The organism is Gordonia sp. NPDC127522, from assembly GCF_042672305.1.
Classification (GTDB): domain Bacteria; phylum Actinomycetota; class Actinomycetes; order Mycobacteriales; family Mycobacteriaceae; genus Gordonia; species Gordonia hongkongensis.
The window spans coordinates 37,232-60,278 of record NZ_JBHXVK010000012.1 but is presented as its reverse complement, the minus strand read 5'-3'; the positions used below and the strand labels follow the sequence as shown (position 1 = coordinate 60,278).

The 23,047-nt window shown below is 68.0% G+C and carries 23 protein-coding genes; 11 read left to right on the top strand and 12 right to left on the bottom strand.

Annotated elements, in window-relative coordinates:
* Window positions 1-28: 28 nt before the first annotated feature.
* Complete coding sequence (locus ACFVHY_RS17580; protein WP_390274151.1) at window positions 29-1,144, top strand: TIGR03364 family FAD-dependent oxidoreductase; 1,116 nt, start codon at window positions 29-31, stop codon at window positions 1,142-1,144.
* 150 nt (window positions 1,145-1,294) lie between these two features.
* Here the strand turns inward: ACFVHY_RS17580 and ACFVHY_RS17575 are convergent, their stop codons facing one another.
* On the bottom strand, window positions 1,295-2,491 hold the full coding sequence (locus tag ACFVHY_RS17575) for an NADP-dependent malic enzyme (RefSeq protein ID WP_058251397.1): 1,197 nt from the start codon (window positions 2,489-2,491) through the stop codon (window positions 1,295-1,297).
* 267 nt (window positions 2,492-2,758) lie between these two features.
* On the opposite strand from ACFVHY_RS17575, the gene ACFVHY_RS17570 reads away from it, so the two are divergent.
* From ACFVHY_RS17570 to ACFVHY_RS17555, 4 genes are all read left to right on the top strand, one after another.
* Window positions 2,759-3,424: a GntR family transcriptional regulator gene (locus ACFVHY_RS17570; RefSeq protein ID WP_390274303.1), complete on the top strand. Its 666-nt coding sequence runs from the start codon at window positions 2,759-2,761 to the stop codon at window positions 3,422-3,424.
* Complete coding sequence (locus tag ACFVHY_RS17565) at window positions 3,421-4,683, top strand: MFS transporter (protein WP_390274149.1); 1,263 nt, start codon at window positions 3,421-3,423, stop codon at window positions 4,681-4,683. Before ACFVHY_RS17570 ends, ACFVHY_RS17565 begins: the two co-directional genes overlap by 4 nt.
* Window positions 4,684-4,794: 111 nt before the next feature.
* The gene (locus tag ACFVHY_RS17560; protein WP_390274147.1) at window positions 4,795-6,873 is read left to right on the top strand and encodes a DUF6541 family protein; all 2,079 of its coding nucleotides are present in this window, start codon (window positions 4,795-4,797) and stop codon (window positions 6,871-6,873) included.
* 354 nt (window positions 6,874-7,227) lie between these two features.
* Window positions 7,228-8,091 (top strand): hydrolase, encoded by an 864-nt coding sequence (locus tag ACFVHY_RS17555; protein ID WP_390274145.1) that lies wholly within the window; start codon window positions 7,228-7,230, stop codon window positions 8,089-8,091.
* On the opposite strand, the gene galE is transcribed toward ACFVHY_RS17555, so the two are convergent.
* Both galE and rfbB read right to left on the bottom strand, forming a co-directional pair.
* The gene (gene galE, locus ACFVHY_RS17550) at window positions 8,076-9,095 is read right to left on the bottom strand and encodes a UDP-glucose 4-epimerase GalE (protein WP_390274144.1); all 1,020 of its coding nucleotides are present in this window, start codon (window positions 9,093-9,095) and stop codon (window positions 8,076-8,078) included. The two genes, ACFVHY_RS17555 and galE, sit on opposite strands and share 16 nt — an antisense overlap.
* A gap of 264 nt (window positions 9,096-9,359) precedes the next feature.
* On the bottom strand, window positions 9,360-10,364 hold the full coding sequence (rfbB, locus tag ACFVHY_RS17545; RefSeq protein ID WP_390274142.1) for a dTDP-glucose 4,6-dehydratase: 1,005 nt from the start codon (window positions 10,362-10,364) through the stop codon (window positions 9,360-9,362).
* A gap of 130 nt (window positions 10,365-10,494) precedes the next feature.
* On the opposite strand from rfbB, the gene rfbA reads away from it, so the two are divergent.
* Both rfbA and ACFVHY_RS17535 read left to right on the top strand, forming a co-directional pair.
* Window positions 10,495-11,370 (top strand): glucose-1-phosphate thymidylyltransferase RfbA, encoded by an 876-nt coding sequence (gene rfbA / locus ACFVHY_RS17540; RefSeq protein ID WP_390274139.1) that lies wholly within the window; start codon window positions 10,495-10,497, stop codon window positions 11,368-11,370.
* 52 nt (window positions 11,371-11,422) lie between these two features.
* On the top strand, window positions 11,423-12,040 hold the full coding sequence (locus tag ACFVHY_RS17535) for a dTDP-4-dehydrorhamnose 3,5-epimerase family protein (protein WP_068970630.1): 618 nt from the start codon (window positions 11,423-11,425) through the stop codon (window positions 12,038-12,040).
* A gap of 57 nt (window positions 12,041-12,097) precedes the next feature.
* On the opposite strand, the gene ACFVHY_RS17530 is transcribed toward ACFVHY_RS17535, so the two are convergent.
* The 3 genes from ACFVHY_RS17530 to ACFVHY_RS17520 form a co-directional block, all read right to left on the bottom strand.
* A complete protein-coding gene (locus ACFVHY_RS17530; protein ID WP_058251389.1) occupies window positions 12,098-12,892 on the bottom strand; it encodes an ABC transporter permease in 795 nt (264 codons plus the stop codon).
* Between the two features lie 8 nt (window positions 12,893-12,900).
* Window positions 12,901-13,842, bottom strand: a complete 942-nt coding sequence (locus tag ACFVHY_RS17525) for an ABC transporter ATP-binding protein (protein ID WP_390274136.1) — start codon at window positions 13,840-13,842, stop codon at window positions 12,901-12,903.
* 132 nt (window positions 13,843-13,974) lie between these two features.
* The gene (locus tag ACFVHY_RS17520) at window positions 13,975-14,517 is read right to left on the bottom strand and encodes an EXLDI protein (RefSeq protein WP_068970632.1); all 543 of its coding nucleotides are present in this window, start codon (window positions 14,515-14,517) and stop codon (window positions 13,975-13,977) included.
* Window positions 14,518-14,642: 125 nt separating this feature from the next.
* Between ACFVHY_RS17520 and ACFVHY_RS17515 the strand changes: the two genes are divergently transcribed.
* Window positions 14,643-15,374, top strand: a complete 732-nt coding sequence (locus ACFVHY_RS17515; protein ID WP_390274133.1) for a hypothetical protein — start codon at window positions 14,643-14,645, stop codon at window positions 15,372-15,374.
* On the opposite strand, the gene ACFVHY_RS17510 is transcribed toward ACFVHY_RS17515, so the two are convergent.
* On the bottom strand, window positions 15,371-15,724 hold the full coding sequence (locus ACFVHY_RS17510) for a DUF2304 domain-containing protein (RefSeq protein ID WP_259935319.1): 354 nt from the start codon (window positions 15,722-15,724) through the stop codon (window positions 15,371-15,373). The genes ACFVHY_RS17515 and ACFVHY_RS17510 overlap by 4 nt on opposite strands.
* A gap of 7 nt (window positions 15,725-15,731) precedes the next feature.
* Window positions 15,732-16,433: a glycosyltransferase family 2 protein gene (locus ACFVHY_RS17505; RefSeq protein WP_226512333.1), complete on the bottom strand. Its 702-nt coding sequence runs from the start codon at window positions 16,431-16,433 to the stop codon at window positions 15,732-15,734.
* Window positions 16,434-16,524: 91 nt separating this feature from the next.
* Between ACFVHY_RS17505 and ACFVHY_RS17500 the strand changes: the two genes are divergently transcribed.
* Window positions 16,525-17,379, top strand: coding sequence for a glycosyltransferase family 2 protein (locus tag ACFVHY_RS17500; RefSeq protein WP_390274130.1), 855 nt, complete (start codon window positions 16,525-16,527; stop codon window positions 17,377-17,379).
* Between the two features lie 290 nt (window positions 17,380-17,669).
* Here ACFVHY_RS17500 and ACFVHY_RS17495 read toward each other — a convergent pair whose 3' ends face one another.
* Both ACFVHY_RS17495 and ACFVHY_RS17490 read right to left on the bottom strand, forming a co-directional pair.
* Entirely contained in the window at window positions 17,670-18,956 is a 1,287-nt protein-coding gene (locus ACFVHY_RS17495; protein ID WP_390274128.1) for a polysaccharide biosynthesis protein, read from the bottom strand.
* 8 nt (window positions 18,957-18,964) lie between these two features.
* Window positions 18,965-20,332 (bottom strand): M1 family metallopeptidase, encoded by a 1,368-nt coding sequence (locus tag ACFVHY_RS17490; protein WP_390274125.1) that lies wholly within the window; start codon window positions 20,330-20,332, stop codon window positions 18,965-18,967.
* A gap of 222 nt (window positions 20,333-20,554) precedes the next feature.
* Here ACFVHY_RS17490 and ACFVHY_RS17485 point away from each other — a divergent pair, with 222 nt between their 5' ends.
* Window positions 20,555-20,980 carry a DoxX family protein gene (locus ACFVHY_RS17485; protein WP_058251379.1) on the top strand — a complete coding sequence of 142 codons (426 nt, stop codon included), beginning with the start codon at window positions 20,555-20,557 and terminating at the stop codon, window positions 20,978-20,980.
* 4 nt (window positions 20,981-20,984) lie between these two features.
* Here ACFVHY_RS17485 and ACFVHY_RS17480 read toward each other — a convergent pair whose 3' ends face one another.
* Window positions 20,985-21,566, bottom strand: a complete 582-nt coding sequence (locus ACFVHY_RS17480) for a hypothetical protein (protein ID WP_175404303.1) — start codon at window positions 21,564-21,566, stop codon at window positions 20,985-20,987.
* A gap of 129 nt (window positions 21,567-21,695) precedes the next feature.
* Between ACFVHY_RS17480 and ACFVHY_RS17475 the strand changes: the two genes are divergently transcribed.
* On the top strand, window positions 21,696-22,190 hold the full coding sequence (locus tag ACFVHY_RS17475; protein ID WP_058251378.1) for a DUF5709 domain-containing protein: 495 nt from the start codon (window positions 21,696-21,698) through the stop codon (window positions 22,188-22,190).
* On the opposite strand, the gene ACFVHY_RS17470 is transcribed toward ACFVHY_RS17475, so the two are convergent.
* Window positions 22,187-23,038 (bottom strand): Clp protease N-terminal domain-containing protein, encoded by an 852-nt coding sequence (locus ACFVHY_RS17470; protein WP_390274122.1) that lies wholly within the window; start codon window positions 23,036-23,038, stop codon window positions 22,187-22,189. The genes ACFVHY_RS17475 and ACFVHY_RS17470 overlap by 4 nt on opposite strands.
* Window positions 23,039-23,047: the final 9 nt, after the last annotated feature.

The following is a 23,047-nucleotide window of genomic DNA, read 5'->3' as shown; positions in this document are numbered from 1 at the left end:
CATCTTTCGACAGAGGAGAACTGAACGCATGCGCGTGATCATCGTCGGTGCCGGCATCATCGGGACCGCACACGCCTGGATGGCCGTCGAACGCGGGCACGAGGTGATCCATCTGGATCGAGAACTCGACGCGCGGGGCGCCACCGTCCGCAACTTCGGACTGGTGTGGGTCTCGGGGCGATCCGCTCCCGAACTGGAGATCGCGCTACGGTCCCGCGTCCTCTGGGAGCAGATCGGCGCCCAGGTCCCGGAGGTCGGCTTCCGGGCGAACGGCTCGATCACCCTGTTACGTACCGAGGCCGAACTCGCCGTCGCCGACGAGGTGCTCGCCCGCGACGACGCGCAGCGTCGGGGATTCTCCCTGCTGCGACGGTTCGAGGTCGCCGAGAAGAACCCTGCGCTACAGGGGAACTACCTCGCCGGACTGTATTGCGCGTCCGATGCCGCGGTCGAGTCCCGACAGGCCATGCCCGCCTTGCGTTCCCGGCTCGCGCAATCCGGACGCTACACGTTCGTGCCGGGCGTCGAGGCGCGGGACATCTCGGGATCGTCGGTCCGGGATGACGCCGGAGCGGTCCATTCCGGTGACTGTGTCGTGTTGTGCCCCGGCGCAACTCATCGCGGACTGCTCCGCGAGGTCTTCGGTGAGCTGCCGGTGCGTCGGGTCCGGCTGCAGATGATGCAGACGGCACCGCTCGGGCAGTGCCTCACCACCTCGATCGCCGACGGCGACAGCCTCCGGTACTACCCGGGCTTCGCCGGCCCGGCGCTCGAGGAACTGCGCCGGACGGAACCGCAGCGCCCGGTCGCCGCCGACCACGGGATGCAGTTGCTGTGTGTGCAGCGCATGCACGGCGGGCTGACCATCGGCGACACCCACGAGTACGCCGAACCGTTCACCTTCGACGTCGACGAGGACCCCTACGCCCACCTCGTCGAGGTGACCGAAGGTCTGCTGGGCCGTCCGCTACCCAGGATTCAGCGCCGCTGGGCGGGCGTCTACAGCCAGTGCACCGAACCCGACCGCATCGTGTGCCGCGAGTCGGTGGGTGACGGGGTGTGGGCGGTCACCGGTCCCGGTGGCCGCGGGATGACCCTCGGCCCGGCCATCGCCGAGGAGTCGGCGGAACTCATGGGGTGGTGAGACCAAAGCCGCCCTGCTGAAAAGAACCGCAGACCCTCCCCGCTCCCTGAGGTGCGAGGAGCGCAAGCGACGAGCCACGAAGGGTTGGCGAGGCAGGTCACTATGCCCTTCGTGGCTCGCTCCGCTCGCACCTCAGGGAGCAAGGGGGTGCTAGGAGCAGTGCCCCTCGGCGCGGGCGACGTCGGCGACGGCGGCTGCCACTGCCGGGGCGACCCGGTCGTCGAGCGGGCTGGGCACGATGCGGTCGGCGCGCAGGTCATCGGCGACGACCGAGAAGATGGCTTCGGCCGCAGCGATTTTCATGCCCTCACTGATGCGTCGTGCACCGGCGTCGAGCGCACCCTTGAAGACGCCGGGGAAGGCGAGGACGTTGTTGATCTGGTTCGGGAAGTCGCTGCGTCCGGTCGCGACGATCGCCGCGTACTTGGCGGCGGCTTCCGGATGGATCTCCGGGTCGGGGTTTGACAGGGCGAAGACGATCGAATCGTCGTTCATCGACGCGATGAGCTCTTCGGGGATCAGACCTGCCGACACACCGATGAAGACGTCGGCGCCGGCGAGCGCCTCGACCGCGCCACCGGTCAGCCCGCGCGGGTTGGTGCGTGACGCCAGTTCGCTCTTCGACTCGTTCAGGCCGTCACGTCCCGCAGACACGATGCCCTTGGAATCCAACACGACGACATCGGAGATACCCACTGCCAGAAGGATGTTCGCGCACGCGACACCCGCGGCACCGGCGCCGGAGATCACGACCTTCAGGCCGGCGAGATCGCGGCCGAGGTGGGTCGTCGCGCCCTTGAGGGCGGCGAGGACGACGATCGCGGTGCCGTGCTGGTCGTCGTGCATGACCGGGCAGTCGAGCGCCTCGATGACGCGGCGCTCAATCTCGAAGCAGCGCGGCGCGGAGATGTCCTCGAGGTTCACGGCGCCGAAGCTCGGGCGGAGTCGGATGAGGGTCTCGACGATCTCGTCGGGATCCTGGGTGTCGAGAACGATGGGGATCGAGTTGAGTCCGGCGAAGCTGCGGAACAGTGCGGACTTGCCCTCCATGACCGGCAGCGAGGCGCGGGGACCGATGTCGCCGAGTCCGAGGACCGCCGATCCGTCGCTCACCACGGCGACCAGGCGGTCGGTCCAGGTGTACTTGTTCACCAGGGTGGCATCGGTGTCGATCGCACGCGACACCTGGGCCACACCCGGGGTGTAGGCGATCGACAGGTCGCGCTGGGTGTCGATGGGTGCGCGCAGCTCCACCGAGAGCTTGCCGCCGACGTGGGCCAAGAAGATCTCTTCGTCGGTGATGGGGTGGTCGGCGATCGTGGGTTCGGTGTAGGGGGTCTCACCCATACGTGTGTCCTCCGTGCTCGTCACGGGTCCTCCTGAAAAGCCGCGAAAATGCGGGTTGCATCGTCTCGCCGGCCACGCTGCCCGCGAGCTAGAAGTGATCCGCATCGACGCGAGCAGGTGAGCTCAGCGGACGCGGGCCGGGCTCGTGTGAGCGGGGTGACGCTCGTTACGGCCGGATTAAGTGTCTCACCGTCTGGGATCGTTCCGGAAGGTGGGTCGGCCCAGGTGAAGTGTCCAATGATCATTGATAAGGTACAACTTGTGTCTATGTTGCATGCGACCTCCGAATCCGCTGCTGAGCGGGTATATGTCGAGGTCAAAGAGCAAATTCTCACAAACGCGATCGCCGGCGGTGAGCTGATCAGCGAGGGTGAGATCGCCGCGAAGTGCTCGGTGAGCCGTACTCCGGTGCGCGAGGCGTTCCTGCGGTTGGAGACCGAAGGCTGGATGCGTCTCTACCCGAAACGGGGAGCCCTCGTGGTCCCTATCGGTGAGCGCGAGATCCGCGACGTCGTGGACGCACGCCTGCTCCTCGAACGGCACGCGGTGCGTGCGGTCGTCGGTCGGCCGGGCGCGGTGGCCGGACTCGTGCGGAGTCTGCGCGCCAACCTCGACGCCCATCGTCGGTCCGACGCCTCGGACATCCGAGAGTTCTCCCGCATCGACGCCGAGTTCCATCAGCTCATCGCCGCCGCCGGCGACAACGCATTGCTGTCCGGCTTCTACACCACGCTCGGGGAACGGCATCGACGGATGACGACGGCGTCGGTGCACCGGGACTCGAGTGTCGCGGCCCGGATCCTCGACGACCACCGCGCGCTTCTCGACGCGATCGAGTCTGCCGACGCCGAACGTTTCGACACGCTGCTCGCCGGCCACCTCGTCGCGGTTCACGATCTACCCGGGCACGACCTCCCCGGGGCACCGGCATGAGCGCCGACCGCGCGCGCTTCGGATGGCCCGCCGTCGCGCTCGCCGTGTTCGCCACCGCGTGGGGCGGCAACGAATTCACGCCGCTGCTGGTCATGTACCGGCAGATCACCGACATGTCGCCGGTCGTCGTCGACGCGTTGCTCTTCGCCTACGTCCTGGGCATTGTGCCCGCCCTGCTGATCGGCGGCCCGTTGTCGGATCGGCTGGGCCGACGGCCACTCATGCTGCCCGCCCCGCTGTTCGCGGCGATCGGTTCGGGACTGCTGGCCGCGGGCTCGGAGTCGGTGGCACTGCTGACCGCCGGGCGGGTGTGCAGCGGCATCGCGCTGGGTCTCTCGATGGCCGTGGGCGGGAGTTGGATCAAGGAACTCTCCGACCGAGACGGTGCGCGGTCGGGTGCCGGCGCCGGTCGCGCGGCCATGAGTCTCACGGCCGGCTTCGGCGTCGGCGCCGGGGTGGCCGGGGTGCTCGCGCAGTGGGGGCCGTGGCCGCATGTGCTGCCGTACCTGATCAACATCGCCGTCGCGGTCGTCGCGACGAACCTGATCGTGCTGGTGCCGGAGACGCGTCCCAGACAAGACTCGCCGGGGCGTCTGCGTGACGACCTGCGCATCCCGTCCGCGGGCCATCGTCGTTTCCTGTTCGTCGTGTTGCCACTGGCGCCCTGGGTTTTCGGTGCCGCCGCATCGGGTTACGCGATCGTCCCCGCCCTCATGTCCGCCCGCACCGCGGGAGCGCCGATCGCGTTCGCCGGCCTGTGCTGCGTCCTCGGCCTGTCCGCCGGTTTCGGCATCCAGTCGTTGGGTCGACGGATCGACCGGCCGGGGAGTCTCCGCGGTGTCGTCGTCGCCTTCGTGGTGCTCGTGGCCGGAATGGTCCTCGCAGCCGTGGCGGCACACGTGCTGACCGTCTGGGTCGCGCTCCTGGCGTCGACGCTGCTCGGCTGCGGATACGGCATGGCGATGATCGTCGGCCTGCTGGAGGTGCAGCGCATCGCCGGACCCGATGACCTCGCCGGTCTCACCGCCGTGTTCTACGGCGTGACCTACCTCGGCTTCGGGGTTCCGGCGGTTCTGGCCTGGATCTCGGAGAGCTGGCCGGCGATCACCTACCCGGTCATGTTCGGCTTCGGCGCCGTCGCCGCGATGATGAGCCTGATCGTCGCTCTCCTCGGACATCGTCGCCACGGCGCCCCCGTCGTAGAACTCGGTACCGCCGCAATGGCGGGCTCGGCCGCCGGGGCCGCCCGCACACGGTGACGCGTCGTCGATCGACCACCCGGTAACCTGCTGAGAGTTTGATCAGGCACCGCGCAGTGACACCGCGGTGCGACGGGGAGTGCAGCGGGTGAGTGTGGAAAGGCGCAGACGATGATGCTGGGAGCATGGGTCGTCGTCGTGACCGCGCTCGTGCTCATCCTGCCCGGCGCGTTCGTCGGCCGACGGATGAACCTACCGTGGCCGGTCGCGCTGGCCGCGGGTCCGCCCATCACGTTCGCCCTGGTCTCGATCCTGACGGTGCTGTACTCCGTCGTCGGCTTCGAGTGGAATGCCGTCTCGGCCCTGGTGGGTCTGGTCTTCGCGGTCGGCGGTGCCTGGGTCTACTCGGCACTGCTGCTCACCCGGTGGGGTCAGCGGCTGGCGCCGGTACCCGACGCCGACGGCGAATCCCGCGTGGGACGGACCGCGATGGTGCGGGTCGCCGCCGGCCTCGGACTCGGTGGACTCGTCATCGCCGTCACCTGTATCCGGCCGATCGCGACGACCGCATTCGCCGGTCTCGGCAACATCTCGCAGGTGTGGGATTCGTTGTGGCACGCCAGTTCGCTGCGCTGGATCCACGAGACGGGCGTCGGTTCGGCCATGCGGATGGGCGAGCTGATGAACTACGACACCCAGGGGTTCAACTACTACCCGAACACCTGGCATGCGCTGGGTGCGTTGCTGTTCCCGCTGACCGGTGCCGACCCGGTCGAGCTCTACAACACGTATTCGCCCGCAGTGCTGGCGATCACCGTTCCGCTCGGTGTCGCGTCGCTGGCCTACTGGTTTGCGCGGCACCGCTACGACGTCGACTCGTCGGCTCTCATCGCCGGTACCGCGGGTGCGCTGAGCGCGCTGTTCCCGTCCCTGCCCTACGTCGAGGTCCAGCTGACCTCGGTGCCGAACGCGGTCGGCGTGAGCCTGGCGCCGGTCGCCGCCGTCCTCGTGATGAGCGTGGTGTCGGACAGATCGCGTGTGCTGCCGGCCGCGGTGGCCGTGGCCGGTGTGACCGCCACTCACCCCTCCGGCCTGATCGTCGTCGGCGTGATCGTCGGCCTCTGGTGGCTGTGCGAGGGTCTGTGGCGTCCGGTCGCCGGTCGCCTGCGCGATCTCGCGACGCTGGCCGTCACGGCGGTGGTGACGCTGGTCCTCATCGCACCGGTCGTCCTGGGCACCATCCGGGTCGCCGACACCAACGAGCTCCCGTTCTTCGACTTCCGTGAGGAGACGATCGGCGTTCTCGACGGGCTCGTCAAGGGCGCGTTCAACGGGACGATCCCGCTCGAGCTCGACCACTTCCCGGTGTGGCCGCTGATCGTCGTCACCCTGCTCGGGCTGATAGCGCTCGTATGGCTGCGATGCTGGGCCGGCCTGGTCGCATGGTTCGTGTTCGCCCTGGTGACCGCCAACGCGATGGTGTCCCTGGGGCCGCTGTCGTACCCGCTCGGGGCGATCGGCGGCTACTTCTACAACTCACCCCACCGGCTCACATTCGTGGTCGCGATCCTCTCGGCCGCGGCGGCCGGCGTCGCGATCGGGGTTCTCGCGCTCGGCGTCGCAGGTCTGGTCCGACGCCGCGTGGCGTCGGAACCGGCCGACGGTCAGGAGAAGGCCGAGGCGACTTCGGGGAAGGCGCGCTGGGTGGTGGCCGCGACATATGTGGTGTTGCTGGGTCTGATCGCCGGCGCCGCCGTCGTGCGTTATCCGCCGAACGCGCAGATCGCGTCGAAGGAGCGGGGCGGCAAGTATGTCGGGCCCGACGATCTCGCCGCCTACGAGTGGCTCGCCGCGCAGCCCGACGCCCAGGACGTCCTCGTCCTCAACAACCTCGACCAGGGCACCGGCTGGCTGTACCCGGTCACCGGGGTCACCCCGATGTTCCCCTTCTACCGGGCCAACGAGTTCTCCGAGCGGCAGCGCGACCTCTTCTGGGGTGTGTCGGAGATCGGCGCCGACCCGGCCATCGACCAGATCGTGCGAGACATGAACGTGCACTACGTGATCGACTCGCCGCCGAGTTACTGGGAGTTCCAGCGCGGCATGCCCGACCCCGCCCGCGGGCACCAGGGCGACCCCTTCCTTGCGTTGCGTCAGAACGGCGCTCCCGGATTGACCGAGGTGTTCCGCCGCGGCGACGCGGTGGTCTACCGCGTCAACGACCTCGTCTACCCGCCGCCCGCGCCCTGAGTGACTTGACCCCCTGAGGCCCGATGCGAGGCGCGTACCCGCCCCATGCTCCCTGAGGTGTGAGGAGCGCAAGCGACGAGCCTCGAAGGGTCTGGCGAGGCAACTCACGAGGACCCTTCGTGGCTCGCTTCGCTCGCACCTCAGGGAGCAGGGGGTCGCGCCTCGCACCTCAGGGAGCAATGGGGTCGCTTCTTTCGGATTAGGGAGCAGTGGGGCCGCGTCTCGCTCCTCGGGAGCAGTGGGGTCGCGTCTCGCACCTCGGGGAGCAGCGGGTCTGCGCCGCGCACCTCACGAAGCGGGGGATACGCGGCCATTCGCCCCGTTCGACGAGCGAGCACGGGCTAGCGTCGGGACATGCGGCCCTGGATGTGTGTGTTCTGCGCCAACGAATTCCCGCCGGGTGAGACGCCGCCCGAGATGTGCCCGATCTGCGACGACGACCGGCAGTGGCTTCCGGTCAGCGGGCCCAGCTGGACCCGGCTCGACGAGACCGCCGTCAACACGCTGACCGCCCACGAACTGGAGCCAGGTCTGACCGCGCTGTCGGTGCAGCCCTCCGTCGGGATCGGGCAGCGTGCCCTGCTCGTCACGACTCCCGACGGGAACATCCTCTGGGAACCGCCGGGTTTCCTCGGGCCGTCCCTCGTCGACTGGCTGGAGCAGCACGGCGGGGTCGCCGCCATCGCCGCGAGTCATCCGCATCTGGTGGGCGCGAGCGTCTCGCTCAGTCATCGGTTCGGTCGAGTTCCGGTGTACTACAACGACTCCGACCGGAGGTGGGTCACCCGCCCCGACCCCGTTGTGCGCTTCTGGTCGGACACCACCGAGGTCCTCGGCGGAGTGCGACTCGTCCAGTGCGGCGGCCATTTCCCCGGCAGCGCGGTGCTACACCTCCCCGACGCCGCCGACGGCCGGGGTGCGGTGCTGACCGGCGACACCATCAAGGGCGTGATACAGCCCGGCATGGTGACCTTCATGCGCAGCTACCCGAACATGATCCCGCTGTCACCGCGGCTCGTCCGCCAGATCGTCGACCGGGTGAACACACTCCGGTTCGACCGGCTCTACGACGCGTTCGGTGTCGTCGTGGCCGAGAACGCCCGGGACGTGGTGGACAGTTCGGCGCGGCGCTACATCGGCTGGGTCACCGACTCGATCGTCGATCCCGACGATCCGCACGCGCCTGCCCAAGGGGAAACCGGTCAGGCGTCCGGGTAACCCTTCGGGTTGCCGGACTGCCAGCGCCAGGTGTCGGCGCACATGTCGTCGATGGTCTTGGCGGCGTGCCAGTTCAGGTCGTCGTTCGCCCGGGTCGGATCGGCGTAGGACGCGGCGATGTCGCCGGCCCGCCGCGGGGCGACCTCGTAGGGGATGGGGCGCCCACTGGCCTTCTCGAACGCGTGCACGACCTCCAAGACCGAAACCCCTTGCCCGGTACCAAGATTCCAGGTCGACATGCCGGTCTCGCCGGTACTGATGCGGTCGAGGGCCGCGACGTGGCCGGCGGCCAGGTCGTCGACGTGGATGTAGTCGCGCACGCCCGTGCCGTCGGGGGTGTCGTAGTCGTCGCCGAAGACCGCCAGCTTCTCGCGCCGGCCGACCGCGACCTGCGCGACGAACGGCATCAGGTTGTTCGGAATGCCCGACGGGTCCTCGCCGATCTGCCCGCTCGGATGCGCGCCCACCGGATTGAAGTACCGCAGTGCCGCGATGCGCCACACGTCCGAACTGGAGGCGACATCGCGCAGGATCTGCTCGATCATCACCTTGGTCCAGCCGTACGGGTTGGTCGCGGACGTCGGCAGATCCTCGGTCATCGGCAACTGTGGCTCGGCGCCGTAGACCGTCGCCGACGACGAGAACACCAGCGTGTGCACATCGTGGCGCTCCATCGCGCGGAGCAGGGCGAACGTGGTGCCGAGGTTGTTCTGGTAGTAGTCGAGCGGCTTGGCCACCGACTCGCCGACCGCCTTGAACCCCGCGAAGTGGATGACCGCGTCGATGTCCTCGTGGGCGAAGAAGTGTTCGGTCTTGTCGACGTCGGCGAGGTCGAAGGCGTGGACGGGGATGGAACGGTCGGTCAGTGCCTCGAGCCGGCCGACGACGGCCGGCTTGGCGTTGCTGAAGTCGTCGACGATGACGACGTCGTGTCCGGCCGAGACCAATTGGATGACGGTGTGCGAGCCGATGTAGCCCGCTCCTCCGCTCACGAGTACGCGCATGTGGACCACCGTAAGCGGCGACCCTGGGAATGGGCCAAGTGGACTGCATGGAGGTCACCAGGTGGCTTCGACTCGGCGCCTCGCTTCGCTCGGGGCCGGCTCAACCAGCGGAGGGGGCGGGTCAACCAGTGGAGGGGCGGGTCAACCAGCGGAGTGGCGGCTCAACCAGCCGAGGTGTCGGCTCAACCATCGGACGGCCGGCTTAACCAGCGGAGGTGTCGGCTCGATCAGCGGAGGTGTCGGCTCGATCAGCGGAGGTGCCGGTCAGCCGGTGACGCGTTCGGTGGTGGCGTACTTCTGTTCGACGGCTTCCTTGGCGGGTTGCCACCAGCCGGGGTGGTCGCGGTACCAGTCGATGGTGGCGGCGAGGCCAGCGCGGAAGTCGAGGTAGGAGGGGGTCCAGCCCAGTTCGGTGCGCAGGCGGGTGGAGTCGATGGCGTAGCGGCGGTCGTGGCCGGGGCGGTCGGTGACGAAGTCGAAGGCGTCGGTGGGCTGGTCGAGGAGTTCGAGGATGGTTTCCACGACGGTGCGGTTGTCGACCTCGCCGTCGGCGCCGATGAGGTAGGTCTCGCCGATCTGGCCGCGGTCGATGATGGTCCACACGGCGTCGTTGTGGTCGTCGACGTGGATCCAGTCCCGGACGTTGCGGCCGTCGCCGTAGAGCTTGGGGCGCACCCCGGAGAGCACGTTGGTGATCTGGCGGGGGATGAACTTCTCGATGTGCTGGTACGGGCCGTAGTTGTTGGAGCAGTTGGAGATGGTGGCGGCCACGCCGAAGGAGCGGACCCAGGCGCGCACGAGCAGGTCGCTGCCGGCTTTGGTCGAGGAGTAGGGGCTCGACGGGTTGTAGGCGGTCTGTTCGGTGAAGCGGGCCGGGTCGTCGAGATCGAGGTCGCCGTAGACCTCGTCGGTGCTGATGTGGTGGTAGCGCACCTGGTGGGCGCGGACGGCTTCGAGCAGGGTGTAGGTGCCCACGAGGTTGGTGGAGACGAACGCCGACGGGTCGGCCAGGGAGTTGTCGTTGTGGGATTCGGCGGCGAAGTGCACGACGAGGTCTGCTTCGGCGACGAGTCGGCCGACCAGGGCGGCGTCGGTGATGTCACCCTCGATGAGTTCGACGCGGTCGGCGACCGGGGCGAGGGTGTCGGGGTTGGCGGCGTAGGTGAGTTTGTCCAGGACCCGGATCGAGACGTCGGGGCGGGTCGTCAGGGTGCGCAGCACGAAGTTGGCGCCGATGAACCCGGCACCCCCGGTCACGAGAACACGCACGCGCGGCGCCTTTCGTCGAGGTCGATGGTCGCAGTCACTCTACCGAGCAGCTGACCTGCTCGCCTCGGGTGAGCGCAGCGGTGCGACTCGCGTGCCGTCGCGAAAGGCCGCGGGCATTACCCTGATCGCCATGAAAGGGATCATCCTGGCCGGCGGTACGGGCACGCGGCTGCACCCCATCACGCAGGGGGTGAGCAAGCAACTCGTCCCGGTCTACGACAAGCCGATGATCTATTACCCGCTCTCGACGCTCATGCTGGCCGGGATCCGCGACATCCTGATCATCACCACCCCGCACGACGCCCCGGCCTTCGAGAACCTGCTCGGCAACGGCGACCAGTTCGGCATCGACCTCACCTACAAGACCCAGCCCTCCCCGGACGGACTCGCGCAGGCCTTTGTCCTCGGCGCCGACCACATCGGTGCAGACTCGGTGGCTCTCGTCCTCGGCGACAACATCTTCTACGGCCCCGGACTCGGCAGCCGGTTGCAGGGTTTCGAGAACGTAGACGGCGGTGCGGTGTTCGCCTACTGGGTCGCCAACCCGGAGGCCTACGGCGTGGTCGACTTCGATGCCGACGGCACCGCCATCTCGCTGGAAGAGAAACCGGCACAACCGAAGTCGAACTTCGCGGTGCCCGGTCTGTACTTCTACGACAACGATGTCGTCGACATCGCCCGCAATCTGCGCCCCAGCTCCCGCGGCGAGTACGAGATCACCGACGTCAACGCCCACTACCTCGACCGCGGCAAGCTGTCGGTCACCGTCCTGCCGCGCGGCACGGCGTGGCTCGACACCGGCACGTTCGACAGCCTCCTCGACGCCGGCAACTTCGTCCGCACCGTCGAACAACGCCAGGGACTCAAAATCGCTGTCCCAGAAGAGATCGCGTGGCGGCAAGGCTATCTCTCCGACGAGGAGTTGCGGGCTCGTGCCGACAAACTCCGCAAGTCGGGTTACGGTGACTACCTGCTCGAACTGTTGCAGCGGGGCAAGGGTTTCTAAGCGCCGCCCCCGAGGCGCATGTCCGACGACCGACTCTGGGAAAGGTGTCCGCATGAAGGTCCGCCCGCTCGCCATCGACGGAGCGTGGGAGTTCACCCCGGTCCAACACGGCGATGCCCGTGGGTTGTTCGCCGAGGCGTTCAAGGCCGACGTGATCGCCGAGACCATCGGCCACCGCTTCGACCTCGCGCAGGTGAATCTCTCGGTGTCCGCGGCCGGGGTGCTGCGCGGCGTGCACTTCGCCGACGTCCCGCCCGGGCAGGCGAAGTACGTCACCTGCCCCACCGGGGCGATTCTCGACGTCATCGTCGACATCCGCGTCGGCTCACCCACTTTCGGTACCTACGACACCGTCCTGCTCGATGACGTGGATCGTCGTGCGGTCTACCTGTCCGAGGGTCTCGGCCACGCGTTCTGCGCGCTCGCCGACAATTCGACCGTGACCTACCTCTGTTCCACCGGATACAACCCGACGGGTGAGCACGGCATCAACCCGCTTGATCCGGAATTGGGTATCGAATGGCCGACGCACGCCCGGGACGGTTCGCCGCTGGAGTTCGAACTCTCGCCGAAGGACACCGCGGCACCGGGGCTCACCGAGGCGCGCGAGTCGGGTCTGCTGCCGAACCACGACGAGGTGGCCGACTTCCTGGGTTCGCTGCGGGACTGAGGCGCGAACGCCGAAACGTGCACGGCGCGAGCCGTACACGTCGCAGGGCGGGAAGCGTCAGCCGGTAGTGGATCGCCGAAACGCGGTGACCGCCCAGAAGTAGCCGACCACCAGGAACACCACGCACCATCCCAGCGCCCACGGCCAGCGATCACTGATGTCGAGACCCATGAGGAGTCCGCGCAGCGTGTCGGCGATGGGACTGAACGGCTGGTACTCGGCGAACTGGCGGACACCGTTGGGCATGCTGTCGGTCGGGACCAGCCCACTGCCCAGATAGGGCAGGAACAGCAGCGGCAGCGGCATGTTGCTCGCACTCTCCGGATTCGGCGCGACGACGCCCATGGCAACCGCGATCCACACGAGGCCGGCGGTCAGTAGCAGGAGCAGTCCGCCGGCCGCGAACCAGTCGAGAAGGCTTGCGTCGGCACGGAAGCCCATCGCGAACGCGACCGCGAGCAGGAAGCAGACCGCGACCACACCTTGGATGAGGGCGCCGACGAAGTGTCCGGCCAGGATCGCTGTCGGCGGAGTGGCCAGTGATCGCAACCGATTGATGATGCCCTCGGTGACGTCCTGATTGACCGAGACCGCAACCGCCACCGTCAGGAACGACGGCACGAAGAGCAGTAGGCCGGGGAGAAGATAGTTGATGTACTTGCCGTCCAGCGGTCCGTCCGCGGCGAGGGCGCTCTCGATGGCACCGCCGAAGAAGTAGGTCATCATCAGCAGGATCACGACCGGCATCGCAATCGTGGAGAACATCATCGTGGGGTAGCGCCGTAGCCGGATCAGGTTGCGGCGCACCATCACCGCGGAGTCGGACAGGGTGTGGTCGAGCGTGGTGGTCATGACTTCTCCTAGTTGGTGGTGGTAGCGGCGGTGCGGCCGGTGATGGTGAGGAAGACGTCGTCGAGATCCGGTGTGTGGACCGAGATCCCGGCAGCGTCGATCCGGGCTTCGTCGAGGGTGGCGAGCACGTCGCGGACAGCGCCGATACCGGCGCCACCGGGGACGGCGAGGGTGTTCTCGCCCGGGGTGTCGACCGCCGAGGGGAACTGCGACCGCGCCCGTTCGAGGTCGTCGGCGTTCGTGAAGTCGATCCGGATGTATCCGCCCGGCACGAGACGCTTCAGTTCGGCCGCCGTCCCCTCGGCCACGATGCGGCCGCGGTCGAGCACGGCGATCCGGTCCGCGAGGTGATCCGCTTCCTCGAGGTACTGCGTGGTGAGGAAGATGGTGGTGCCGCCGGCGACGAGACCGCGGACGGTGTCCCAGACCGCGCGGCGGGACCGTGGATCGAGTCCGGTCGTCGGCTCGTCGAGGAAGATGATCGACGGTTCGCCCACCAACGTCATGGCCAGGTCGAGGCGCCTGGTCATACCGCCGGAGTATTCGGCGACCCGACGGTCCGCGGCGTCGGTGAGGTCGAAGTCGTGCAGCAACCGGTCCACCCGCTCGCGGGTCGCCGCTTTCGAAAGATGTCGCAGGCGGGCGACCATGGTGAGGTTCTCCCGCCCGGTCAGCAACGTGTCGACGGCGGCGAACTGCCCGGTCAGGCCGATCTGCGCGCAGATTGCCGCGCGGTCGGTCCGCGGATCGAGTCCGGCGACCTCCACCTCACCGGCGTCCTGTTGCGACAACGTGGACAGGATCTTCACGGTGGTCGTCTTCCCGGAGCCGTTGGGTCCGAGCAGGGCGAACACCGTGCCCGCCGGTACGTCGAGATCGATACCGTCGAGGACGGTGTGGTCGCCGAAGGACTTTGTGAGTCCGGTGGCGCGGATGGCGGTCGTTGTCATGATCGTGCTCCCTGCGGTTGATGGGTCCAGACATAAACGCATGCGCATATATGCATGTGTGGGTAGACGACCGTCCCTGATGGACGTCGCCGGGAAGTACTCGGTGGTTCTAGCGGTGCGGTCGGGTGGGGTTCACACGTCCAGGTCTTCGACCTCGGGTCGGAGGGCGGCGGCGGTGCGTGCGTAGAAGCGTTCGGGAACAAGCGGTTTGAGCTGGTCGGGGGAGTCGACGATGTCGACGCGGTAGTCGCCCCAGTCCGGTAGGTCGGCGGTGAACAGGCTGCGGACACTGGGAAGTCCGGTCAGGTCCTTCAGCCAGTTACCGGTCTTCTGTCGATGTGTCACCCCGTAGTTCGCCCAGTCGACGTGGTGGACCGCGAGGACGATCTTTCCGGTCCGTCCCTCATAAGCGGTCAATTTCGTTGCGTTGCCGGTGGTTTCGTCGTACTCGGTCTCCTCGGCGAGGAGTCTGCCGAAGAACCGCTTACGACGCACCCCGTCGGGGCCGTCGCGCAGGACGACCTCGTCGTAGCCGGCGTCGCGGTAGTCGGCCGCCCGCACGTACGCGCGCAGTGCCTCCACGACTGCGCCGGAGAGATTGCCTCCCGACACCTGTTGAGCGCGTTCGAGGACTTTGAGGTCCTCGTCGGAGACGTAGATGGTCTTGTTGGGCATGCGGTAACTATATGTAGATGTATACGTAGACGCAAGGGGTGGCGCAGTTCGCCGCGGCAGGGCCGTCCGTGAGGACAGCGGCTCCGAATCGTTCAGTAAGCTGAGCGATGGGAGGTGGCGAGCAGATGCTCACTGGACTGATGGGAAATTCGGCGATCATGGCCGCGATAGGGCTGGGGATGATCGCGTTGACCGCGTGTGCGTTCCGCCTGAGGCGGTCGTGTGGGGCCGTCACCTGGCTGGTCGTCCTGCTCGGCATGGCACTGACATTCGACAACATGGCGGTTGCGGTGGGACGTCTCGTCGGCCTCGGTGACCTCCTGTACGCGATCAATCTGCCCCGCTTCTGGATTCATGGGCTGATGACTCCGTTGATCGTCGTTGCCGCCGCCGTGCTGGCCTGGCGTCTGGGTGTGCGGTGGAGTCGCCCGGTGGTCGTGGTCGGAGCCGTTCTCGTCGCCGCGTTGGTGGTCGTCGGGATCGTCGAGTGCTTCGTGGCGCTGGAGCTGACGCCGGCGACCGACGGTGATGCGCTGCGGTACGCCAACGCCGCCGCTGCCGGCCCGCCGGTCCCCGCACTGGGCACCGTGCTGATCCTCATCGCGATCGGAATGACCGCGTGGCGTCAGGTGCGGTCGCTCTGGCTGTTGCTCGGCTCGGTGACGATGCTCGTCACCGCGGCCGCGGGCATGTCGGTTCTCTGGCTCGGCAACTTCGGTGAGCTGGTGTTGTACGCCTCCATCGTCGCCACCATGTTTCAGGTGGCCGAGGCCGAAAGCCGTTCCGCCGCCGATGGTGCGAACGATCGGCTGGAGTCGGGTAGTGCCGTGGCGCAGTCGATGACGGTCCGGAGCTAGTCGCCCGTTCCGGGATGGTTCTCGCGCTCCGCGTCCTGCAGCGCGATCGCACGGGCCAGCCGCGCGTACTTGACCTCCAGGTCGCGGAACCGCAGATACGTCGACACCGTCGTGAACGCGAACGCGATGACCAGCAGGAACAGGACCAGGTCGAGGCCGCGTTGAATGCCGATCTTGTTGGCCACCCACGTGACGTCGTCCTGCCTCAGCATCGCGTAGAGGCCGAAGCCGATGAACGCGACGAACAGCAGCTTCACGCCTGCCGACGCGCGGGCCGTGCCCCGGTTCACCACGAAGAAACCGACGAGCGCGACCAGACCGAGGATCGCGAGGATCTGGAACCAGATCATCGTGGCATCACTTCCTCATCCGGGTGTGGAACAGGCCATCGGCGACGATGTTGACCCCGTTGATCAGCGACTGTCCCTTCGCGCGCGAGTAGTCGGTGTAAAGGATCGTCACCGGTTGTTCGGCCACCCGCCACCGATGGTGATCGATGAGCGCGATGAACTCCGACGCGTGGCTCATCCCGCTCATGAGCAGGTCGAGCTGATCGGCCACGGTCTTGTTGAAGGCCCGAAGTCCGTTGTGTGCGTCGGACAATCCGAGGCGACGGGTGCGCGGACTCAGGAACACGATGGTGCGCAACGCCATCCGGCGCAGGATCGGAACCGATTCGCTGCGACCGTCGGCGAAGCGGGTTCCGACGATGATGTCGACCGGCTCGCGTCGTAAGCGCTCGATCATGGCCGACACATCGTCGACCTGATGCTGTCCGTCGGCGTCGAACGTCACGAAGAACCGTGCCCCCGGCCGGCGACGCGCATACTCGACGCCGGTCTGGATCGCGGCACCCTGGCCGAGGTTCACCGGGTGCCGAACCAGATGCACCCCGGCGGCCCGGATCTCCTCGGCCGAGTTGTCCGAGCTGCCGTCGTCGACGCAGACGATGTTGGGGAACGTCTCGCGGGCCTTGGCCGCCACCTCGCGGATCACCTGGCCCTCGTTGAAAACGGGTACCACCAGCCACACGTCGGCGTTGGTACTGGGGTCGGCCATGGTCAACAACCCTAACCCGCTTCCGCGCGGCGTCTGGCGCCCGGCACGCCTCGGGGGTCGCGTGGTGATCGGACCTGGTTAGTCTTGTCCGGTGACGATCGACGTGATGATGCCGTTCTACGGCGACGTCGCCCAGTTCCGGCAAGCCGTCACCAGTGTGCTCGACCAGGACGACCCGGACCTCCGGCTCGTCGTCGTCGACGACTGCTACCCGGATCCGACCCCGCGGCACTGGCTGGAGTCGCTCGGTGACGCCCGGGTCCAGTACCTCCGCAACGAGACCAACCTCGGTGTGAACGGGAACTTCCGGCGCTGCGTCGAGCTGGTCACCGCCGACTGGTTCGTGGTCATGGGGTGCGACGACGTGATGCATCGCGCCTACCTCGCCACCGTCCGTACGTTGGCCCGCCACCATCCCGACGCTGCGGTCATCGCGCCCGGCGTCGACGTCATCGACGAGAACGGGCGGCCGGTGACGCCGCTCGGCGACCGGATCAAGTCGGTTCTCGCGCCGCCGCGGGCGACCGTGCTGTCCGGGGAACGGCTGGCCACCTCGCTGTACCACGGCAACTGGACCTATTTTCCGTCCCTGTTGTGGCGGACCGCCGCCGTGCGCGAGGTCGGGTTCCGGCCCGGACTAGAGATCGTCCTCGATCTCGCACTCCTCGTCGATTTGGCGAGCGCCGGCGGATCACTGGTCTACGACCCTGAGGTGGTCTTCTCCTACCGCAGGCACCGCGCCTCGGTGAGTTCGGTGCAGGCCGTCGACGGTCGGCGGTTCGCCGAGGAGAACCGATTCTTCGCCGACGAAGCGCAGCGTTGCGAGGCGCACGGATGGCCGACGGCGGCGCGCGCCGCGAGATGGCACGCGACGTCGAGGCTGAACCACCTCTCGGCCCGCGTCGGCGCGGGCCTCGGCCGGCTGCGGGGTTCGTCCGGGGGCTAGGAGCGCCCCCCGCTCCTCGAGGTGCGTGTGAAGCGAGCCCAACCCCTGCTCCCTGAGGTGCGGGCGAAGCGAGCTTAACCCCTGCTCCCTGAGGTGCGAGCGAAGCGAGCCTCGAAGGGCTCGTAGCGCGCCTCACCAGCCCTTCGAGGCTCGTCGCTTGCGCTCCTCGCACCTCAGGGAGCAGGGGTTATGCGGTTCTTTCGGTCAACGACGGCCGCGAGGCCGCAGGTACTGAGGAGCGAGCTTGCGAGCCGACCCCATGCTCCCTGAGGAGCGAGCGTCACGAAGGGTCAGGCCCGCAGCACCCCGACGAGATGCACGCCGAGGCCGACCAGGGGTCCGACGACGAGGGCGACGCAGGTCCGGGTCGCGACGTCGAGCGGCAGCAACAACATCGCGATCGCGACCAGGGTCGACACCCACCATCCGGCCGCGTACCAGCGGTGGGCGCCCGCGGCGATCGCGGCGGCGCCGGTCACCGTCAGCAGCGCCAGGCACGTCGCGCCGAGCGTCAGCAGCGCCACTACCACACCGTCGAGATCGAAGTCGGCGCCGAACACCGATCGCAGCAACCACGGGCCCACCAGCCACGCGGCCGTCACCCCCACGGCACCGACCGCGGCGACGATCCCGAGGGGAGCACCCAGCGCGGCGAGGCGACGGTCCCGGCGGTCGACGAACCTGGAGATCAGCACACCTTGAAAGCTGTTGAGCGGCACCAGTAGCGGCGCGCGGGTCAGGGTCACGGCGAGGATCAGGGCGCCGATCGTCCGGACGTCGTCGGCGTCGGGGCCGCCACGCAGGTCGGTGGTCAGGTTGATGAGAACGGGAAAACCCATGACGAGGACGGCACTCGCGGCGGCGGCGGCCATCGCGGTCAGGGTGTTGCCGGTCAGACGTTGGGGCGCCACGTCGCCGGCGACGCCGATCGCGCGACGGGCCGATGCCGACACCACGAGCAGCAGGCACCACGACACCGACCCGACGACGGTGACGACCAGGAACGCGGTGACACCCCAGCCGGCCGCGACCGCGATCCCCGCACCACCGAGCCGGATCAGCGCGTCGACCGACAGCAGCACCGCGAACGACGACCAGTCCAGCCGCCCCGACAACGCTCCGCACAGGTGCGCGTACACCGCGAAGCTGGCCACGCCGACGGCGAGCAGCAGCACCGACAGCCCGCGATCCGCGGTGAACACCCGTGAGCTCCACAACGGCGACGTCGAGGCGACCAGAACGGCCAGGCCGAGCCCGATGCCAGCGTTGACCAGCAACGGGCGCGACCGGGCGAGCCCCTCCGATGCGGCGGTCCGGACCGCCCGCGTCGTCTCCTGGAGTTGCCCGTTCTGCGCCCCGGTCACCAGGCCGTACGCGGCCCAGAACACGGCGAACACGCCGTAGCCGACGGCCCCGAGATGTCTGGCCGCCAAGAGCAGGACGACATATCCCGACGCGGCCGCGACGATCGTCGCCATCGTGACCCGGCCCAGTGAACGTGCGTCGGTGTCGCCTGCCGAACCTGCCGAACCGGCCGAACCGGCGTCCGGACCCGGCGTCGTCGGATCGGTCGTCATCGAACGGTTCAGGAAGGACCCGGGAACGGCGGCAACTCGGGCGTGAACAGCCAGTCGTCCCAGAGATCCTTGAGCGGCTTCGACGAGTGGGTGGCGGCGAGCGCCATGAAGTCCTCGGTGGTCACCGAGCCGTACCGATACTTGTCGGTCCACCGCTGCAGCAGCGCGAAGAAGTCGCCGTCACCGATGGTCAGCCGCAGGGCGTGCAGGGTGAGTGCGCCGCGTTTGTAGATCCAGTCGTCGAACATCTTGCGCGGACCGGGATCGGCGAGTGGCACACGCACCGGCGACGATTCGAGTTTCGCGTAGTAGTGGCGCGCCCATTCGTCGGCGCTGCGGCCGCCCGAGTGCTGACTCCACAGCCATTCGGCGTAACAGGCGAAACCCTCGTGGAGCCAGATGTCGCGCCAGCGGGCCGCGGTCACCGAGTTGCCGAACCACTGATGCGCGAGCTCGTGGGCGATCAACCGCTCCGCGTGCCGGCTACCGTCGCAGTGATTGGCCCCGAAGGTGGAGAAACTCTGTGCCTCGATGGGGATCTCGAGTTCGTCGTCGGTGACCACGACGGTGTACTGGGGGAACGGATACGGCCCGAACATCTCGACGAACGCGGACATCATCTCGGTCTGCTGACCGAAATCGACCCCGAAGTTCTCCTCGAGTCGCGAGGGGACGAGGCCCGAGACCGGAATCGGTTTGGACGCCAACGAGATCTGCTTGTACTGACCGATCTGGATCGACGCCAGGTAGGTGGGCATCGGTTCCACCTGCTCGTAGACCCAGGTGGTCTGCGCGGCGCGGACCCGCTTGGACTCCAGGACGCCGTTGGCGAGCGCGTGATACGGGCTGTCGGTGGTGATCGAGATCCGGTACGGCGCCTTGGCGCTCGGGTGGTCGTCACAGGGGAACCACGACGCCGCCCCGTTGGGCTGGTTCGCGCAGAGCGAGCCGTCGGTCAGTTCCTCCCAGCCGACCTCGCCCCACGGGCCGCGGATCGGATGCGGACTGCCGTGGTACCGGACGGTGACGGTCATCGCCCCGCCCGGGGGGAGTGGAGTGTCGGGGGTGATGGTCAGCTTGTGCCGACGATGCGAGTAGCGGGCGCGCTTGTCGTTGACCGACACCCGTTGCACCGACAGCGAGCTCGCCAGGTCGAGGGTGAAACGCTTGAGCTCGGCGTACGACGTCGCGGTCAGGATCGCGGTGCCCTCGAGTCGATTGCTCGACACCTTGTACTCGAGTTCCAGATCGTATCGAGAGATGCGATAGCCCAGATTGCCGTTGTCGGGCAGATATGCATCGAGGACGTCGGCGGGTGCCCCCAGCACGGGTTGCCCGGAGTTGCCACGTGAACCCAGCCCAGACTTTCCCGGCACTCTCGACTCCTACTCCGTTCTGCCCCGGCGGGCTGACGTGCGGCGGCGCGCCTCGACGAGTCGCGTCGGCGACGCGCTGCGACCGGTCACGAAGCGGTTGCGGTTCGGTGGTGACGTCTCGATTCGGCTGTTCACCCGCGACGGGGCGATGCTGTCCCGGACACTGAGAGAGTACCTGGCGGCGGCACAGCCGGCCCGCCCGATCGATTCGAGGAGTGCGGAATGAGCGGATTCGGTAGTGTGGCGCAGTTTCTCGCGCGCCTGATACTCGGCATCATCTTCATCGCCCACGGGTGGCAGAAGCTGGTCACCCAGGGGATGGACGCCACCAAGGCGGCATTCGGCCCGGCCGGCATGGACATCCCCTACCCGGAGCTCGCCGCGTACTACGCGACATGGGTCGAGCTGATCGGCGGCATCCTGCTGATCCTCGGACTGCTGTTGCCGATCGTCGCGACCCTGCTGATCGCCGACATGATCGGCGCGATCGTGTTCGTGCACTGGGACGCCGGGTTCTGGAACATGGACGGCGGTTACGAGTGGCCGCTCGCGCTGATCGCGGGCCTGCTGGCCGTCGGCTACACGTCGGCCGGCCGGATGGGCGCCGACAGCTACATCATGCGACGCCGACGCCGAGACGTCGTCTGACGGCTCACACCAGAGCCAGACCGTCGATGGTGGCCGCGCTCGCCGGAGCGCCGCCACCATCGGCCAACCTCTCGACCAGGCGCGTGAGCAGTTCTCGCTCCTCGTCGGCATGACGGAGTCCGACACCGTCGATGAGCCCCGGCGAGATCAGCGCGAGGGGATCGGTGTCGTGCCGGTGAACCACCGCCGCGCCGAGCAGACGTTGCGCCTGGGCGGGATCGGACTCCCAGAGCGCGTCGGCGGTCAGCAGGTACAACCGGACGGCCGGCGAATAGTCGTGCAGGTGCACGAGCGCCCAAGCCCAGTGCTTCGCGACGTCGACCGTGTCGGCTTCGGCGCGCCCGTGCGTGCGCACGTACTTGCCGTGCAGTTCACGACACAGGTGGCTGGCGTCGGACCACAGCATGAGATGGGACATGCAGCGGACGCAGTCGTGCAGATTGGACAGATACATCACCGAATACGGTCCCTCGCGGCGCGATCTGATCTCGCGGAGCACGGAGAACTCGGCCAGCGCGTGGTCGTATTCACCGGCCGAGAGCAGCGCCCGGGCCTCGGCCTGCATTTCCTCGATCACCCTCGACATTGTCGCCGATCCGGCACCCCGGCATCGGCGATTCGGCCGAACCGGGTGAGCGCGACCGACAGCGGTCGGCCACGTCGCGCCATCGGGTCGTCCTGGCAGGACTCCCGGCGGGCTGGCATCGTGGCAAGGATGAAGGACGACATCGGTAGCACCCCGGAGGGTTCGGACGGCGAGTACAGCCTGGACGAGGACGACCAACTGCAGCCGGAGGACACTCTGGACGACCGCGGCGTCGACGACGTCCTCGACGAGGGGTACTCACCGCCCGACTATGCGCCCAAGGGCGCCGTCCACGGGCTGACCTCTCGCGAGCAGGCCGAGGGCGAGACGCTCGACGAGCGGCTGGCCGAAGAGGAACCCGACGTCGGAGCGGTCGATCCGCTCGACGAGATCACCGCCGAGGAACGTGCGCGGACCGACTGGCGCGCACACGATTCCGATCGTGACGACGAGTTCGAGGAAGACGACGAGGTCGGGGACCGCCGCGCCGGACGTCTCATCGCCCCGGACGCCGGATCGGGTATCGACACCGAGTCGGACGCCGTCGCCGAGGACGCCGGGATCGACGGCGCCGGAGCCTCCGCGGAAGAGGCTGCGGTGCACTACATCTCCGATTCGGACTAGTCGGTCTGACCCGGCCCGCTCCCTTCGCTCCCGGCGCCGGCTTGATTCGGCCCGCTCGCTTCGCTCCCGGCGCCGGTTTGATTCGGCCCGCTCGCTTCGCTCCCGGCGCCGGGTTGCTCCAGTACCTGCGCCAGCGTCGCGACGATGGTCGAGCGGACGGCGTCGGCCGTGAGGCCCAGCCCGCTCATCGCCTCGGCAAGCGTGCCATCGGCGAAGAAGCCGAGCAGGAGATGCTCCGTGCCGATGTAGTTGTGCCCGAGATCGAGGGCGGCAGTGACGGTCGACTCCAAGACCGACTTCGACGCGTCGTCGTAGGGCACCACGCTCGTTGCTTCGTCGTCGGCGATGTCCCGCGGTGCCGGGAGCAGCGGCGCGATGGCCGCACGCCAGTTGTCGGCGTCGACGCCGGAGTCCCGCAACACATGGAACACGAGGGACTTCGGTTCGGCCGTGAGGGCCTGCGCGATGTGGGCCGGGGTCACGTGCTCGGCACGGCCCGCGGCAGCTGCCGCGTTCGCGGCCATCAGTACGTTCGCGGCCCGAGGTGTGAAACGCGAGAACGGGTTGTCCGCGCCGGGAGCATCGTTCTCGCCCGCGGACGACACCCGATCGACGAACCGCTTCTGAGCGGCCTGTTTGCTCACGCCCATGCTGGTGCCGATCGCGGTCCACGATGCCCCCGAGCGACGGGCCTGGTCGACGAAGTGACCGATCAGGCTGTCGGCGATGTCGCCCAGGTGCTGCGCGGCGACCACCGCGTCGGAGAGTTGGTCCAACGGGTCGTCGTGGACCTTGCGGATGGCATGGATCAGGTCGTCGAGGCGGATGGAGACTGAATTCTGGGGCATGCGTCAACC